We start from the raw sequence: 15,087 nt of genomic DNA on the forward strand, positions 1-15,087 counted from the left end.
CATTCATATTACCCTTTAAAGAAGCAACAAGAACTACATGTAATTTAGTAAAAAAAGAAGAGATAATTGCATGATTTTCATCAGGTACAAATATCGTATTAACTATAAAGATTCTGGTCTTCAATATCTAGGTACTGAACCATATAAATAATTTGTTTTTTCAAGCCACTGAAGGCTACAGTATTTCTGCCCAGTTACAAACTTTACGTCAATATGCAAACCTTTATGGATGGCAGATTTCAGAAGAATATGTTGATGAGGGTATAAGTGGTAAAGATATTAAAGGCCGGCATGCCATGCAAAGACTTATTGCAGATGTTGAAAAAGGAAAATTTCAAGCGATCCTTGTCTGGAAAATATCACGTCTTTCACGTAACATGTTGGATACCCTTATGCTGCTAGACAAATTCGAGGAATATGATGTAAAGTTTATTTCCTACTCTGAGAATTTTGATACATCGAGTCCAATCGGAAAACTTGTCATCCAGCTGCTAGCATCCATTGCCGAAATGGAGAGAAATACTTTATCTGAAAATGTGAAGCTAGGAATGACACAGAGAGCGAAGGAAGGCAACTGGAATGGTGGAGTGATTTTCGGATATGATTCCGTAGAAAAGGAGCTTGTTATTAACCCCCAAGAAGCAGAAATTGTTCAACTTGTCTTTACCTTATATGTAGAAGGTAAAGGACTTAAAGCTATTACTAATTATTTAAACAAAGCAGGCTATAGGACAAAGCGTAATAAACACTTTTCAATCAACGGTATTGCTACAATATTAGATAACCAGGTTTATGCAGGGAAAATTCGTTGGTTACAAGTTGAGAACTGGGATATAAAGCGAAGGCGCGGCAAAAATCCGAACCCCATTGTAGTTGATGGAAAACACAAAGCAATTATCTCAGACGAGCTTTGGAATCTTACACAAGCCCGAAGACAGAGTAAGTCATTTAAACAACGTCAATCGCAAGATCCTTTCCTAATTAGTAGCCTCATGCGATGTCCCGATTGTGGTCAGGGTATGGTTCCGTCCATCACTACCTATACCCGAAAAGATGGCATCAAACGAAAACATCGCTATTATGTATGTGGTGTTTTCCACAACAAAGGATCTGCTGCCTGTAAGGCGAATTCAATTAAGGCTTACGATGCAGAAGATGCAGTCATTAACCGCTTAATAAAGTTTTTATATGATTCAGCCAACTTTATTCAAACAATAGAAAATATTAATAAGGATACGGTTCAATCAAATGTGCAATTAAAAGATCAGTTAGGGATTATTGAAACAGAACTAAATGATACCATTGCTAAACAAGAAAAATACATGGAGGCATATGAACAAAATCTCTTCCCTGTTTCATTATTACAGGAACGATTGCAGAAGGTATCTAAGTGGAAAAGCGACTTAGAACAAAAGAAAAATGAACTTAGCCTTCAACTAAGTTCATCGGATGCAAAAGTCATTCCTCCAGATGTTGTGGGACAATTATTAGAAAGGTTTGTTCATGTATTCCAACAATCTTCAAGAGAAAAGAAAAAACAACTTTTTCAGCTTTTGCTAAACAAGATAACGATTAAACAATCAGCCGGTAGTTCTCGTACCGTTGATAAAATAGAACTTGATTTTGACTTTTCAGCAGTAAACCAGTCCAAGACATTTACACTTATCAACATGCTGTATCTTGATTCGGAACATACAAATGAAATTCCCGCTCCAACTTCTGATTCAAGGGATAAAACACCAACTTATCTTCGACTTTTTTTGCCTCTATTTATGGTACGGTTCACCGCGATAAATCTAAATGAAGTTATTTCAAAAAGAGTAAATACTTATATTTACTTTATTTTAAAGGAATGGCTGTATTATCTCTGCAGCTTTCACTGCTCCGTCAATATCCAACTTCTGATAATCAACTGTCTTCCCCAAGTTTTCTAACACAGCCTTTGAAAGTGTGATTTCGTCTGTTTCGGAAAAACTCATTTTAACTCCTGCACCGAGCCTTTTCAGTTTATCAGAGACAAGCTTTTGTTCAAAATGCTCTTCTAAAGGAAAGTACAGGAAGTTCTTATTTAAAGCGACTAACTCTGTCGTTGTCGTTCCCCCACCTTGGACAATCGCAAGGTCACATGCGGCAAAATGCTCGTATAATTTGGGCACATAGCCCTTTATCTGAATTCCTTCAGTAACTGTAATTGATTTAGGATCAATTCTTGGCCCGCAAATCAACACCATCTGTAACATAGGCAGCTTATCCTTTAAAATCCTGTAGGTGCGAGAGCATAGATTTAAAAGGTCCGCTCCAATAGAAGTTCCACCTACAGAACATATAATAAGAGGGCCTGCTCCATACCCCAGCCGGCTTTTAACTTCTGCCGTATTACTATAATCCTGCGGGTTAAAGGGTAAAATGTTACCCAAAAACTTATAATGCTTTTCAGCGTGTCTTCTGGCGTTTGGCAAGAATAATCCATAGGATTTATCCGCAATATCCTCTGCATTCCCAACAAACAGAGACAAATTTTCCACCCATGGAGTACGATTCCCTGTAATCCAGGCGAAATTCCAAAAATAGGTACCAAGTTTCTCAAAGGGACTTTTGGTTGTAGCATCGAAGCCAAAAAAATCATAAATCATCACGAAAGGAGCTTTCCTCTTGATACCTGGAAAGAATAAGAATGCTAATATCAATTCATAGGCTTCATCAGCAATAATTAAATCGAATTTTTTCTCTTTTGTCAGCCTTCTTATGGCCATTATGCTTTTTCTCCACTCTAATAGTACCGTGAACAAATACTTATTTACATTCAATCCAAACCCTTTGGACACCTTTTCTGCTAAATAACTGTCCTTTCCCAGCAGCTCGCATTCCGGCAGCAGTTTCTCGCCTGCCTCTTTTATCACTGTAAGTGCTGGATCTCCGGCCAACCAGGAAATTTCTATGTCAGGGTTTCTCTTTTTCATTTCTCTCGCAATTGCCAAATCCCTCGCTGCATGACCAAGGCCTATGGAACTGCTGATAAACAGTACATTTTTTTTCAAGGTTCTTTCCCCATTCCTACTCATTAAAGCTTCCATTTCCATACTTGATTATCGCATACGTGTCTTTCTTATTTTTTTGGAAGATAGAAATTCCGAATATAAGATATGAACTTTTTGGATGATGGTGATAAATAACTATTCTCTCTCAAAACCACTCCAATTGTGCGAAAACAATAAGGATTGATTATCTTAACTAGTTTTATTTTTGATATATTTAACAAATTAAAATCAGGGGTAAAGGATATCCCTCGCCCTGCTGAAACACATTCTATTATAGAAGAAACTTCTTCTAAATAATACTGACCATTCTAGAAAAAAATTGCAAAAAGCCCCCTTTGGGATTTGCTTAATATAACTGTACAAGAATATATGTAATTGGGACAAGGTTCATTCCTGTCCCCTCGTCCCACACTTTATCTTTAAATTTATTGGGGATCTGCCCCCAGTTTCGTCTTGATTTCAATTAAAAAGTTATAAAAAACCCACGGCATTCCAACAACAAAAAGTCCCAAAAGTAAAAGAGGCTCCCATTCCAACACAGCAGTCCCTTTACCTGTTTTGGCAAATACAATCTGAGCAATTGTCCAGGTGGCTACTCCTAGATAAAGGAAAAGAAGACCTGGACGATTAGGTCCATTGACCCTATTTCCAGTTATTTTTTCATCAGCTATGAGGACATCCCAGAGCATGGAGATAATTAAGATCATAATCATAATTATATTGATTAGCCCATCCGGAAAAATCTTGATCCATATACAATGAATCAACAGGACAATGGATACGAACCACAAGAGTACCTGGGACCACCTTAGGTGCTTGGGACTCGCAATAAACTGATAAATGGCAAGATAGGTCAATATTTGGAAGAGCGAATAGAGTTCAGCAATGGCAAATTGCTGGTTCAACATTTGGTCAAGCAAAAAACAGCCGCTTAAGAACAGGGAAAATTTCAATGAAGTTGTAAGCAGAGTTGATGATTTCCGCTGGTAAAGCAGCCAAATGCTCCATAAAATGAAGAAAGTCGCGGCAATTCCATCTAGATCCCAAAGATTCAAACCTTTCATTCCTGTACCGAAAATAAATTTACAAAGTGGATCAAAACTGAAAGTAAGCAATGCCCATATAGCCATTAGCGTAATAAAAATGGAAAAAGGGCGCTTTTTAGGAAAGAAGGCAAGCACTCCAGATAAAATCAGACCGATTGGTCCGATTCCAGCAATTAGAACTGAACCAACTGAATCGGTGGATACATTCCCGCCAAGCATAACAAAGATAAGGAAGAATCCAATTGGAATCGGAAAAATAAATCCAGTCAAAAACAACCAATGTTTAAATTGAGGTTTGAAATCGAGTAATCGTTTTGGACAAAATAAGACTAAACACACGAAGCATAGTAAAAATATGCCGGGCATAATCCAACTGCTGAACGAATTCAATCCGCCATTCCAAACAATGAAACCTACTTTCACCATTGAAGTAGCAAGAAGAGCAACAATAACCCCATGGTTCCCCATTCGGGCACATAGGGAAGTAATCCTTTCTACAACCGTATGCGTTAAATCCGCCAAATCCACACCAGACATTAATATTTGGGGAATAGGAAGAATAGAAGCGAATACTAGTAACTGAGAAATGCCAAAGTACAAGGTAACGAAAATGGACATATCTTTGACACGAATTCCAAAGACAACAACCAGAAACCACCCTATGATCATGATCGAATAGAGGATTACAAGATCTTTTACCGTATGATGATCAGGGATCGGCCGTGAACCCCTCCACATGACATACCCCACAATGAATAAAACTGGAAGTACTATGAAGGAAAATGCCCCGATTCTCCAACCAAATACTAGGAGGAGAATCGCAACAATACTAGTAATGCCTAACCGAAACCAAAAGGCACCGTAAGTAGCACCGATTAAGGCAAAGACCATTGCATTGATTAATAGCAGTGCAATAAATAAAACAATCAGAGTAGGATGGCTAAAAACTTCTTTCGTTTCCGGAAGGATCAGCTGTTCTTTTGTTGTCCATGACAAAGAAGAAATGATCACAGCTGCGGCAATCTGAATAAGTCCATATAAAAAGAGAGATTGATGATGTCGATTCAATAGTAAAAGAAAATTGGATTGTAACCTTTTTTTAGAAACTTGTGTTTCACCCATTATCATGTAATCCTCCCCAATGAATCTCAAATCATTTATTAATAAACGTTTGAACTAGAATAGGACTGGGTTAGAGCCATCGCTTCTTTTTTGTAAAAAATGAAAGGTATTTTGTAAATTTTAAGGGACGGGAGTCGGCAATCTTTAAACCAATCGTGTGGGCATCGTTTTCAATTTGCTGCCTTAGAAAATTCCTTTGATCCTCATCAGATGCATCAAGTAACAGCTCCGTATTGTACCAAACATTTGTCCTGCAGTGATTCAGAACGAAGGAAGCAAAAGATTCATCTCGCCGCCCCATCAATAAGTCAATCAGATGAATAAAACGGTCGTAATGAAGGGCTAACTCGTCTTGAACAATATCAATTAAATCCTTCAGTACGTCGTTTATTCGATTATGGTCTTGATGGCGCCGCAGCATTATCCGAGCATCCGGCCACGCCTGATCCTCTTTAAGAATCTCATACATCACCACGGGCAAATCACTGTTGATATGAGCATTAATGCCCAGTAATGCGTCCAGCAAGACTAAACCTTTATTTTCAGATGTGATACGAAAGGCAAGATCCCATGCTGGAGGGCAGGGTAATCCCGCCTCGTAGGCATCGATAGCATGAAAATAAAAATTTGCAAATCCAACTAGAACACGTTCCATCCAATCTGAATCCAAGAAAAATCCGGATGAAAGACGTTTTTGCATTTCTTTTGTCATTAAAAGATAGACATGATGAAATACCACCCGGTGATCTTCATTCCTCTGGAGAGCCAGAAGTTTCTCTGTCATGACGTCCAATACCTGCTGGATCGTTTGAAATTTGTCACCCTGTTTACCCGCCAATACCACCAAATCACCCCTTCCAAAGCTGAATGAGCCAAATAGCCTACGTCTATTTCTATGATGGAATTCAACGTTTATTGCGTATAAACAAGCTGATTTTCCTCCCCCAAAAAAAGAGGTTATGTACGCCTATACCAAGGTTCTAAAATAGGCCGAAAGTAATACATTGGAATGTGGGGAGAGTATTTTCCTTAAATAAATTATGAAAGAGGGGATATTTTTCGATGGGGAAAGAGTTTTCAAACAGGACATCCTCTTCTAGCTCATTTATGACTGGCGGTATCTTTATTGTAATCGGAATCGTGCTTTTATTCGTTAATGGTCTATTGGGGATACTGGCTGTTATGGTCGGAGTCCTTTTACTCTTTTTCAAGCGCAATGTGAGATATGACACGACAGTTGTCTGCAGCCAAAATGGTTTTACTGTCAAAGTGACAAACAAGCAAAAAAGCACTTCTGTTAAAGAATATAAATGGGAAGACGTGGCAAGCACGCATTATTATGAAAGATATTCCGGTATAGATAACGAAACCACGAACAGTTATTTTAAAGTGACAACAACTGAAGGTGTTGCATTTGATCTTTGGCAAATGAAAGATTTTGATGAATTGATTCAAATTTTTAATCAAAAGACACCAAATCTTCCTTATCATTGGGAAAAGCCAACAGGATTCTTTGCCTCCTCTTTCACTAATTATAAAAAGGTCGGACGTGAACGGACCTAACGGCCAATATGTTTAAGTAATCTTAAGAAAAGGTTGGGATTTACCCAACCTTTTCTTATCCACATTTATGGTTCCAATAATTCCTTGAAGGTAAATATGTTATTTGATGCTTGCACTCTAGTGTTAAATCCCCCATTGCAATTAATCCACCACTGGGAACCATCCAGGAGTATGAATGAGTATCCCCATAGCTAAAGCTAGGGGTTTCGAAAGAATAGGCTAAAAAGCCCCATTGTCTTTACGTGGGCCACCACAGGTCCCGCTAATACATCAGGCCGAAGCCTTCAGCTTTGCTTTTTTCTTCCGTTTTGCTTTTTTCTTACTTTTCAAGATGATGATTTTCTTAGGAGATTGAAGGAATTGTTTTTTATCAAGTCCTTCAAAGGCGCCACCAACATGTTTCCTAACAATATTGAACGCCCCATTGACATCAGCGTGTATTTGAATCTTTGACCCTGTGATTTTGTAAAAGGCTCTTTTCACTCTTTGTCCGCTAAAAGTTGTTTGGTGTTCCTCACCAAATGTCGGAATCGGGTCCTTTGTTATAAAACATGACTTGGATGTGTAGCTTTCTTCGCGGATAATGACCTGAATTCCTTTGCGTTCGGCTTTGTAGCGAATCATGTCAATGAATGTTGTGTAGGGGATTTGGATGAAGGTTTGTTTTGCTGACTTTCTCATGTTAACGTCTAATTTCCACCCCGAGTTTTTACCAATAATGATGGTGTCAATGTCTCTTTCTACGGCAATAGTTACCACTTTGACACTTGCCTTGTGTAAGAAATCCATCACTCGATTGTTTCTTTTTCGGTCCAACGCAACCAAACGGTTCGTCATAAATACGCCTTCTTTTGGACTCTTTCCGTGTCGAATGATACCCATGTAATTGGCTCGTAATTTATTATAGTATTGATTGATGGATTTTAACCATGTACCCTTGATAAGCAGAGGTTTAAGCCCTAAGTTATCGACAATAGTTGCCAGGTTATCTACTCCTAAATCAATACCCATTACTTTTTTCGGTTTGAAAATAAAATGATTGTTTTGTTCTGCTGTTCTTACAATCGCCTTTTCTTGCTGTTCAGCTTTAAAAACGATTTCCACCACATATCGACCATAAAAAGGTACAATCCTGACTTGTTGCAGCTTCCCTTCAGAAAGGTCTATCTTTCCTAATTTCAGTTGAAGGCTAGTTCCCGGCAACTTAAGTACATTTCCTTCCTTGATTGCTGTGATTTGATTCGTTAAATAACACGTTGTTCTGCCTGTTTTTGTTTTATATTTAGGAATCTTTGGTTTACCCGAAAAGCAGCCTGGATTGATTTTGTATTTTTTGGACGCTTCGAAAAAACTCTTCCAATCATCAAATACTTTTTTCATCGTTTGTTGATTAGACTGAGACGGCATGGAAATGTAATCAATCTGCTTCATGACTTTAAATAGAGCCTCTACAAAACTATACCCAATGAATGATTGTTCTTTGGTTGGCATATTAAAGAGTTTTAGCTTCGGTTCCAGTTCCTTGCCCTTTTTATCTACTTTCTTAGGCTTTTCCATTTCCTTTTCATAGTGTTTCAGTCGAATTTCATTCATTATAGGTAGATGTGTTTCTATATCCATCAGTACTTGTAGCTGATTTTCATTTTTCTTTTCTGCCTTCAGAGCAGTATATACCTGTCGAACATAGTAATTCGTAATATTATACAAATTTTTCGCTTTGAAACAGAGAGAATCACAATAATCGAATAATTTATGATCTGAATGGATTTGTATTTTATAGGTGCTATACAATCTTTTCACCTCCTCGAAAAGGAACACATGTTCCCATTATATCAAATAGATTGATAGAATACAAAGTATTTACTCATTTCAAGAAATAATTGCATATGCAAACAAAATGATAAGAAGAATCAAAAAGTGGAAAACTTCTTTCTTTACATTTTTGGTCTTTAACACGGTTCAATCTTCGAAGATTCGTTTTTCAAGAAAGCCTTATTCATTCATGAAAATAGAATTAAAACTTATTCCATCGCTTCCCCAAGATATTCCTTCACACTAACAGCAAAGTGGCTGTTCGGGAGATAGGCAATTTCGAGCGGTTTTCCGGAAAAGTTGGCTGCATAATAGTTTCTTGAAATATTCAAATTATAAATATCAATGGTGAGATCGTCAAATTCCAATTCCATTACATATTCAGTTCCGTAATCGGGGTCATCGTACTCCACCCCGGTTGGGATTGCGACCAGCTTTTCAAACTGCTTGTTTTCAAAAGCCGCTTTATCTTTATAGAGAAGGATCGAGGTTTCCAAAAAGTGATAGCTCGCTGACATCATCACAGCTGCGACGAGTAAACAAACAATCTTGCCAAACCAGTTTCTTGTGCCAACCATCATCCCCAAAAAAATAAGCCCAAAGCAGAGACACATGCTGGCAGCACAGTAAGCACCCATCATTTCCGACAGAATGAAGTTTCCTTCGGTTAGCTTGGATACACCCCACAAAATGAACGTTAAAATTAAAAAAAATACGCCAATGAATAGGATTACGACAGCAATGGCTTCCCTTTTATTCTCCACTGACGGAAACCGCGCTTTCTCTTCTTTTTCTTTTCTAGCTTTATCGACATTTACTGCTCCCCCTTCTAAAAATTCTCGAAATTCATCGTGAACATCAAGCAAAAATGGCGGCCCGGCTGGGGAAGAAAACTGACCGGGCACCACACCTTGAACAAAGTGACTTTTCCTTTACTCCTTTTTCCATTGCTGACGCCATTCTTCGACCTTTGCATTAATTTCCTTCTCCGTTTGCTCTCTTTCCGACTCCTTGTCCTTCTTTATTTCTTTGAAGTGTTGATTACGCAACTCATGGCGCGAATCCGCTAATTGCAGGACTTGTTTCTCGACGTCATCTGCTATCAATTTCTCATCATGCAAGAAATAGGCGGCATGTTTGATGCGATTCCATTCTGCATCGGAGGCAGTGAATAAAGGATTATAAATCTGATTCATTCGCTCCATCGCCTTGATCATTTGCTGCATCGTCACCCCCTGCGTCCAAACAAGCTGTCCAATTGTCGGCTGCCATTTTTTCGTAATTTGAACTTCAAGTTCAGCGGGATCCTCTACCGTGACATACTCTCCCCCACCCGAATCGGCCACTTGTTTTAGTTGTTGCTGACCTTCGTTATCTACGTTGAATCCAATAATATTGACCTTTGCTTTGATATTTTGACTTTGAAGCTGCGCCGCCGCAGCAACGGGGTCTCCATCACAGGTTTCCACTCCGTCACTCACTATATAAACTAGATTCGAGTAGTCATCTGAAGGATAGGCCTGCAGGATTTCTCCCGCTTTATTGATTGCCCCGGCTAATGGAGTCCAGCCGCTCGCCTGAAAAGAACGTAACGAGTTTGTGAAGTTTTCAGCTTGATAGGCTGATAGCGGGTACACCGAGTCCACGGACGAACAGGATGCCATTCTTTCTGAATCGGCAGATGAACCGACATGTCCATATGAGATCAACGCGACATTGGCGTCATCGGGAATTTGCTCCACGAACTTGGCAATCGCCTCTTTCGCCAGCTCCATTTTTGTTTTGCCGGCTATTCTCCCTTTCATACTGCCGCTTGCATCCATTAAGACTAGAACATTCATTTTCTTTTGTTTTGTGGTTACCTCATCCTCACCATTTGGCAATTCCGGCATCACGAACCCATGTTCATAGGCAACTAATTGCTCATAATAATTTTTATAATTTCCTGAACCGAGCTTATGAACAAGGAAATCATATACTTGCTCACCGCTTAGGTTTTTATGCTTAGTAAAATAAGCTTTAAACTCCTTATCGGCAATGGGATTGAACGTATTCTCCAGAAAATCCAGGTATTGCTGACCGTCCCAGCCCCCAAGTGTTTCCAACTTCTGGTCCATATGCTTTTCGACCAACACACCAGCTTTTTGATCAACCATTTCTTCGACTGTTCTCGCGGCAGTCGGAATCCTATCCTCCGCTGTTTCCTCGGCTTTCGTTGCTTTAGCGGACTTTCGATTCTCCGTTTGTGTTTGATCCTTTGCACAAGCTGCGATTACTACTAAGGACAAAATACACACTAGTATTGCGCCCCTTTTTAAAATATTCATCTCTTCCCCTCTTTCTAGAAAAATACCGTTATTTTCTATACGTTATAAGGGACGTTCGGTTTCTAAGACTTTTGGCACGATTTATACCAAGTTATGTAGAGTATTAAAAAAATTGAAGGAGACTTTTACTCTATAATCCACATTATCTAATATTTCGATATTTATTAATCTATTATATTGATAATTTGAATTGCGTTATAGCCATGCTTACCGCTATATTAGAGAGTAATTGAAGCCCTAAGAATGCCCTGGATATCTCCGGGCATTTTTGTATGCAACAGCATTCTTGGACTTTTTCTAAAGCGTATTTTACAAGTTATTGGCAAAAAGGGCAGGCCACCATGGCCGATGCTATGCGAAAAAAAAGGAGGAGATTTATTTAAATGAATGTTTACCGTAAAATCTTCAAGGAATACTGGAATCCCTACATTGCCATCAGTATTGCAGGTCTGATCAGTGCCTTGTACTTCGGAATTACAGGTACAGTTTGGGCGGTTACGGGGGAATTCACCAGATTAGGCGGACATATGTTACAATGGTTTGGCGTTGATGTGTCACATTGGGCGTATTTTCAACTGGTGGGCATCGAAGGGACTCCCATCAGCAGGACCGATGGCTGGATTGTCATTGGAATGCTCGTTGGCGCACTGATTACGATTTTACTAAGCAACAGTTTTAAGATCCGCGTACCAAAACAAAAACGGCGTTTAGTTCAGGGATTTATTGGCGGAATCATTGCAGGATTTGGTGCACGCCTTGCTCTAGGATGCAATTTGGCGGCCTTTTTTACGGGTGTGCCTCAGTTCTCATTCCATTCCTGGATCTTTATGTTGACCACTGCCATAGGAACCTATTTTGGCGTCAAAATCGTGAACACCAAATGGTGGCGGGGAAAACCAACCTTGACGAGAGGCCCGATGAAACCGGTCAACACCCAGCCTATCAAAAAAAGGAATATTCAGCCGGTGTTAGGTCTTATTTTTGCCTGTTTGTATCTTGCACTTATTCTCTACTTTTTCGCAACAGGAAAATCACTCCTAGCAGTTGCCTGTATAGCAGGAGCCCTGTTTGGAATTCTAATTGAACGAGGACAAATTTGTTTCACTTCAGCTTTCCGCGATTTATGGGTCAGCGGGAGGGCTGTCATGTCCAAAGCGATTGCTGTTGGAATGATGATCAGTGTTATCGTAACCTTTATTTATATTCAAAATGGCTCTGTCTCCATAATCAAAATGGCTGCTCCTAGCACAGCAATCGGCGGACTCCTATTCGGGTTTGGCATTGTCCTTGCCGGCGGCTGTGAGACGGGCATGATGTATCGGGCAATGGAAGGCCAATTGCTATACTGGGTAGTAGGCGCTGGTAATATCGTCGGTGCTACAGCTCTCGCCTATGGCTGGGATCATCTCGGTATCTATCATGCCCTTGTCGAGAATTGGCCAAAAGTGAACCTAATCGAACAATGGGGGCCTATGGGAGCTCTGTTCGGAACGCTGGCCATGCTAGCTGCTTGGTTCCTCCTATCAAATTGGTGGCAAAAGCGGTTCCGTTACGGAAAGGGAATTCATCTTCAAAAAACGGAACGAATTTCTCACGTTACAAAGGAGGCTTAATACATGTCCCAGGTGATCGATGTCAACTACACTCTGGATATTCGCGGCGAGCCATGACCATACCCTGTCATTTTTGCGCTGGATGCGCTAAAAACCATGAAAATCGGGGAAGTCTTACAAGTCATCGCAGATTGTCCGCAATCCTTTCGAAGTGTTCCGGAAGAAGCCGTCAAACATGGCTACCAGCTTCTGACAGAACCACAAAAAGTCGGGCAGGATATTTATTTTTATATTAAGGTTATTAAATAGCATTATGAAATCAGTGAGGTGGAGTAATTGAAAAACAAGGTAATTTTACTTGCTTCAGATCAGCTTGGCAAAGGTGACACAGAACTAGGAGAAGGAATATTAGAAACCTTCTTTACTATTCTTAAGCAAAAGGAAGAACTGCCTGTGGCTGTTTTTTGCATGAACCGTGGTGTGTTTACATTAACGGAAAACTCGCTTGTTTCTCTCCAATTAAAAGAACTGGAAGAAAAGGGTATTGATGTTCTTGCTTGTAAAACATGTGTAGACTATTATGAGCTAAATGATAAGCTCACAGCTGGGAAAATCAGCGGGATGGCGCAATTTATTGAGTTAGCCTCAAAATATGAAGTAATTACATTATCTTGATTTTCTAAGAGGTTTTCTTCTGATGTCTATATAATAGTAAAATAAAAATCAGGCAGTCTAAGTGATTGCCTGATTTTTCATGATTATTAAGTTACGCTATTTGAAATCATAACGGCTATCGAGTAATTCCAGCAGTTTTACCATGACCCTTTCTGAAATAGCCTTTGATAAAAGGAACTGTAAATCGGTCAAGTCCAAAGTAATAAGCACCGGCTCCTGCGAATAAGAGAATTATTGCTGCTGTATAAAGTATTGGATTAGTGCTTGTTGTACCTGCTAGCATAAAGTTTAAGTTCATGAAGGCTCCGGCAATTAAAGCTGGAATTGTTGCTAGACCGACGATTAAACCAATACCAACAAGCAACTCTCCCCAAGGTATTAATACGTTGAAGATATGAACGTTTGGCATTGCAAATTGTTGTAAGAACTCAGCATACCATCCTTGTACTGCTGGATGATCACCTGTTGCATTTGCAAGAGCACCTTTTAGGAATCCAGCAGCATCAAATCCGCCTGTTATTTTATGAATACCTGCCTCAATCCATTGTAAGCCAAGCCATATACGTAAAACTGTCCACACAACTGCTGCTAGAGGGGTTTTGTACCATCTCATCACAATCATCTCCTATTAGTACTTGTGAAATATTTCACAAGTTTATTGAAAAAAATTTTTGTGTTCCCTTTCGTTGAGGGGATAATCAGCCAGCTGGTTTTTGTAGTGAAGTTTGTGATCTTTTTCACTATCTTCTCTACACTTTAAATATACTCAGTTTGTATTCAAATGGCAACGACTTTCACAGTTTTTTTACATATTAATGTTAAAAATATGATTAAAATGTGAACAGTAGGTTTAATCGAGCAGATAAAAGTAAATATAAAAAAACTGGAGGCTGCATTCCCCCAGTTTTTGTACCTACACTTTATTTACTGTAAGTCCGTTATCTACAACAACAAAGAAGAAACTGTCCCTACTTCAGCTGCATGGTTGTAATTCAAGTAGGATCACCTATAAAAATGGCAATCTCTGATTCTGCCTTTTTTCCATCGTATTCAAACTTTATCTGATACGTTTTATCGTTGCAGCCAGTATCAAGAAAGTTGAATGAAGCCCATTCTATAAATTTGGTATCTGCCAATCAATTTCCTCCATCCCTAAATCGCGTAAAATCGCATTGGTTCGGGAAAATGGTTTACTCCCAAAAAAGCCCTTATTGGCGGAAAATGGGCTGGGATGTGGCGACTTTATGATGAAATGCCTTGATGAAGTGATGAGTTGTTGTTTTTGTTGTGCGAAATTTCCCCAAAGGATAAAAACAACTGGTTTCTCTCTTTGATTCAATTCTTCAATGACTTTATCAGTAAACTCTTCCCAACCGAGGCCTTTATGTGAGTTTGGACTTCCTGCACGCACGGTTAAAACCGCATTCAACATCATGACTCCCTGCTTCGCCCATTTTACCAGGTACCCATTATTAGGGACCTGGCATCCCAAATCTGTTTGCAGCTCCTTAAAAATATTTTTCAATGATGGAGGAATCCGTACACCTGGTTTAACTGAAAAACTTAATCCATGGGCCTGTCCTGGTCCATGATAAGGGTCTTGACCAATAATGACTACTTTGGTTTCGTTATATGAAGTAAAATGCAGTGCATTATAGATATCATTTTGCTCCGGAAAAACCACTTTTGTTTGGTATTCTTCGAGCAGTATTTTCCTTAATCGCTGGTAATAGGGTTTCTCAAATTCTTCTTCAAGCAATGGTGCCCAATCATTTTTCAAAATAGCCATTTCTTCCACTCTCATTTCTATTGTTGAAATTCATTCAATTTTTGGATTAACTCATTATATGGAATAAACTAAAAGGAAAAATTTAATAACTTCCTTTATCACAACCATACAGTTCTTCCATTTGACGAGCAATCATTAAGTTGCATATACTTGTCAGATAAA

At 39.2% G+C, this 15,087-nt stretch carries 14 protein-coding genes and 1 pseudogene; 5 read left to right on the forward strand and 10 right to left on the reverse strand.

What is annotated here, in order from left to right; all coding sequences use genetic code 11:
- The first annotated feature begins 152 nt into the window (after positions 1 to 152).
- Positions 153 to 1,934 carry a recombinase family protein gene (locus AA980_RS26320; protein ID WP_024027363.1) on the forward strand — a complete coding sequence of 594 codons (1,782 nt, stop codon included), beginning with the start codon at positions 153 to 155 and terminating at the stop codon, positions 1,932 to 1,934.
- Here AA980_RS26320 and AA980_RS26325 read toward each other — a convergent pair.
- The 4 genes and pseudogenes from AA980_RS26325 to AA980_RS25805 form a co-directional block, all read right to left on the reverse strand.
- Positions 1,845 to 3,038, reverse strand: coding sequence for a glycosyltransferase (locus AA980_RS26325; RefSeq protein WP_160310250.1), 1,194 nt, complete (start codon positions 3,036 to 3,038; stop codon positions 1,845 to 1,847). The genes AA980_RS26320 and AA980_RS26325 overlap by 90 nt on opposite strands.
- Before the next feature lie 68 nt (positions 3,039 to 3,106).
- Positions 3,107 to 3,328, reverse strand: a pseudogene (locus AA980_RS28250) (LysR substrate-binding domain-containing protein); the annotation flags it as partial.
- A 135-nt stretch (positions 3,329 to 3,463) separates the two neighbouring features.
- Positions 3,464 to 5,206, reverse strand: coding sequence for a hypothetical protein (locus AA980_RS12235; protein WP_024027361.1), 1,743 nt, complete (start codon positions 5,204 to 5,206; stop codon positions 3,464 to 3,466).
- A gap of 70 nt (positions 5,207 to 5,276) precedes the next feature.
- Positions 5,277 to 6,044: a DUF5995 family protein gene (locus AA980_RS25805; protein WP_152681140.1), complete on the reverse strand. Its 768-nt coding sequence runs from the start codon at positions 6,042 to 6,044 to the stop codon at positions 5,277 to 5,279.
- 224 nt (positions 6,045 to 6,268) lie between these two features.
- Here AA980_RS25805 and AA980_RS12245 point away from each other — a divergent pair, with 224 nt between their 5' ends.
- Entirely contained in the window at positions 6,269 to 6,769 is a 501-nt protein-coding gene (locus AA980_RS12245; RefSeq protein ID WP_024027359.1) for a hypothetical protein, read from the forward strand.
- Between the two features lie 270 nt (positions 6,770 to 7,039).
- On the opposite strand, the gene AA980_RS12250 is transcribed toward AA980_RS12245, so the two are convergent.
- From AA980_RS12250 to AA980_RS12260, 3 genes are all read right to left on the reverse strand, one after another.
- Positions 7,040 to 8,560 carry an RNA-guided endonuclease InsQ/TnpB family protein gene (locus AA980_RS12250; protein WP_024027358.1) on the reverse strand — a complete coding sequence of 507 codons (1,521 nt, stop codon included), beginning with the start codon at positions 8,558 to 8,560 and terminating at the stop codon, positions 7,040 to 7,042.
- A 230-nt stretch (positions 8,561 to 8,790) separates the two neighbouring features.
- The gene (locus AA980_RS12255; RefSeq protein WP_024027357.1) at positions 8,791 to 9,486 is read right to left on the reverse strand and encodes a hypothetical protein; all 696 of its coding nucleotides are present in this window, start codon (positions 9,484 to 9,486) and stop codon (positions 8,791 to 8,793) included.
- Between the two features lie 27 nt (positions 9,487 to 9,513).
- Positions 9,514 to 10,908 (reverse strand): vWA domain-containing protein, encoded by a 1,395-nt coding sequence (locus AA980_RS12260; protein ID WP_024027356.1) that lies wholly within the window; start codon positions 10,906 to 10,908, stop codon positions 9,514 to 9,516.
- 383 nt (positions 10,909 to 11,291) lie between these two features.
- On the opposite strand from AA980_RS12260, the gene yedE reads away from it, so the two are divergent.
- The 3 genes from yedE (at position 11,292) to AA980_RS12270 (ending at position 13,136) form a co-directional block, all read left to right on the forward strand.
- Positions 11,292 to 12,521 carry a selenium metabolism membrane protein YedE/FdhT gene (gene yedE, locus AA980_RS12265; protein ID WP_024027355.1) on the forward strand — a complete coding sequence of 410 codons (1,230 nt, stop codon included), beginning with the start codon at positions 11,292 to 11,294 and terminating at the stop codon, positions 12,519 to 12,521.
- A gap of 69 nt (positions 12,522 to 12,590) precedes the next feature.
- Positions 12,591 to 12,770 (forward strand): sulfurtransferase TusA family protein, encoded by a 180-nt coding sequence (locus AA980_RS26330; RefSeq protein WP_268926625.1) that lies wholly within the window; start codon positions 12,591 to 12,593, stop codon positions 12,768 to 12,770.
- A gap of 27 nt (positions 12,771 to 12,797) precedes the next feature.
- Positions 12,798 to 13,136 carry a DsrE family protein gene (locus AA980_RS12270; protein WP_024027353.1) on the forward strand — a complete coding sequence of 113 codons (339 nt, stop codon included), beginning with the start codon at positions 12,798 to 12,800 and terminating at the stop codon, positions 13,134 to 13,136.
- Positions 13,137 to 13,251: 115 nt separating this feature from the next.
- Here the strand turns inward: AA980_RS12270 and AA980_RS12275 are convergent, their stop codons facing one another.
- The 3 genes from AA980_RS12275 to AA980_RS12280 form a co-directional block, all read right to left on the reverse strand.
- Entirely contained in the window at positions 13,252 to 13,749 is a 498-nt protein-coding gene (locus tag AA980_RS12275) for a DoxX family protein (RefSeq protein WP_024027352.1), read from the reverse strand.
- A 379-nt stretch (positions 13,750 to 14,128) separates the two neighbouring features.
- Positions 14,129 to 14,272: a hypothetical protein gene (locus AA980_RS27240; RefSeq protein WP_156351165.1), complete on the reverse strand. Its 144-nt coding sequence runs from the start codon at positions 14,270 to 14,272 to the stop codon at positions 14,129 to 14,131.
- Positions 14,251 to 14,925, reverse strand: coding sequence for a uracil-DNA glycosylase (locus AA980_RS12280; RefSeq protein WP_024027351.1), 675 nt, complete (start codon positions 14,923 to 14,925; stop codon positions 14,251 to 14,253). The genes AA980_RS27240 and AA980_RS12280 overlap by 22 nt, the downstream gene beginning before the upstream one ends.
- Positions 14,926 to 15,087: the final 162 nt, after the last annotated feature.

This window comes from Neobacillus vireti (genome assembly GCF_001026695.1).
Classification (GTDB): domain Bacteria; phylum Bacillota; class Bacilli; order Bacillales; family Cytobacillaceae; genus Neobacillus; species Neobacillus vireti.

What these genes read in the sequence shown, in the direction of transcription:
- AA980_RS12235 (WP_024027361.1), bottom strand. Translation starts at nt 5,206, where the DNA reads ATGGGTGAAACACAAGTTTCTAAAAAAAGGTTACAATCCAATTTTCTT.
- AA980_RS12245 (WP_024027359.1), top strand. Translation starts at nt 6,269, where the DNA reads ATGGGGAAAGAGTTTTCAAACAGGACATCCTCTTCTAGCTCATTTATG.
- AA980_RS12260 (WP_024027356.1), bottom strand. Translation starts at nt 10,908, where the DNA reads ATGAATATTTTAAAAAGGGGCGCAATACTAGTGTGTATTTTGTCCTTA.
- yedE (WP_024027355.1), top strand. Translation starts at nt 11,292, where the DNA reads ATGAATGTTTACCGTAAAATCTTCAAGGAATACTGGAATCCCTACATT.
- AA980_RS12275 (WP_024027352.1), bottom strand. Translation starts at nt 13,749, where the DNA reads ATGAGATGGTACAAAACCCCTCTAGCAGCAGTTGTGTGGACAGTTTTA.
- AA980_RS12280 (WP_024027351.1), bottom strand. Translation starts at nt 14,925, where the DNA reads ATGGCTATTTTGAAAAATGATTGGGCACCATTGCTTGAAGAAGAATTT.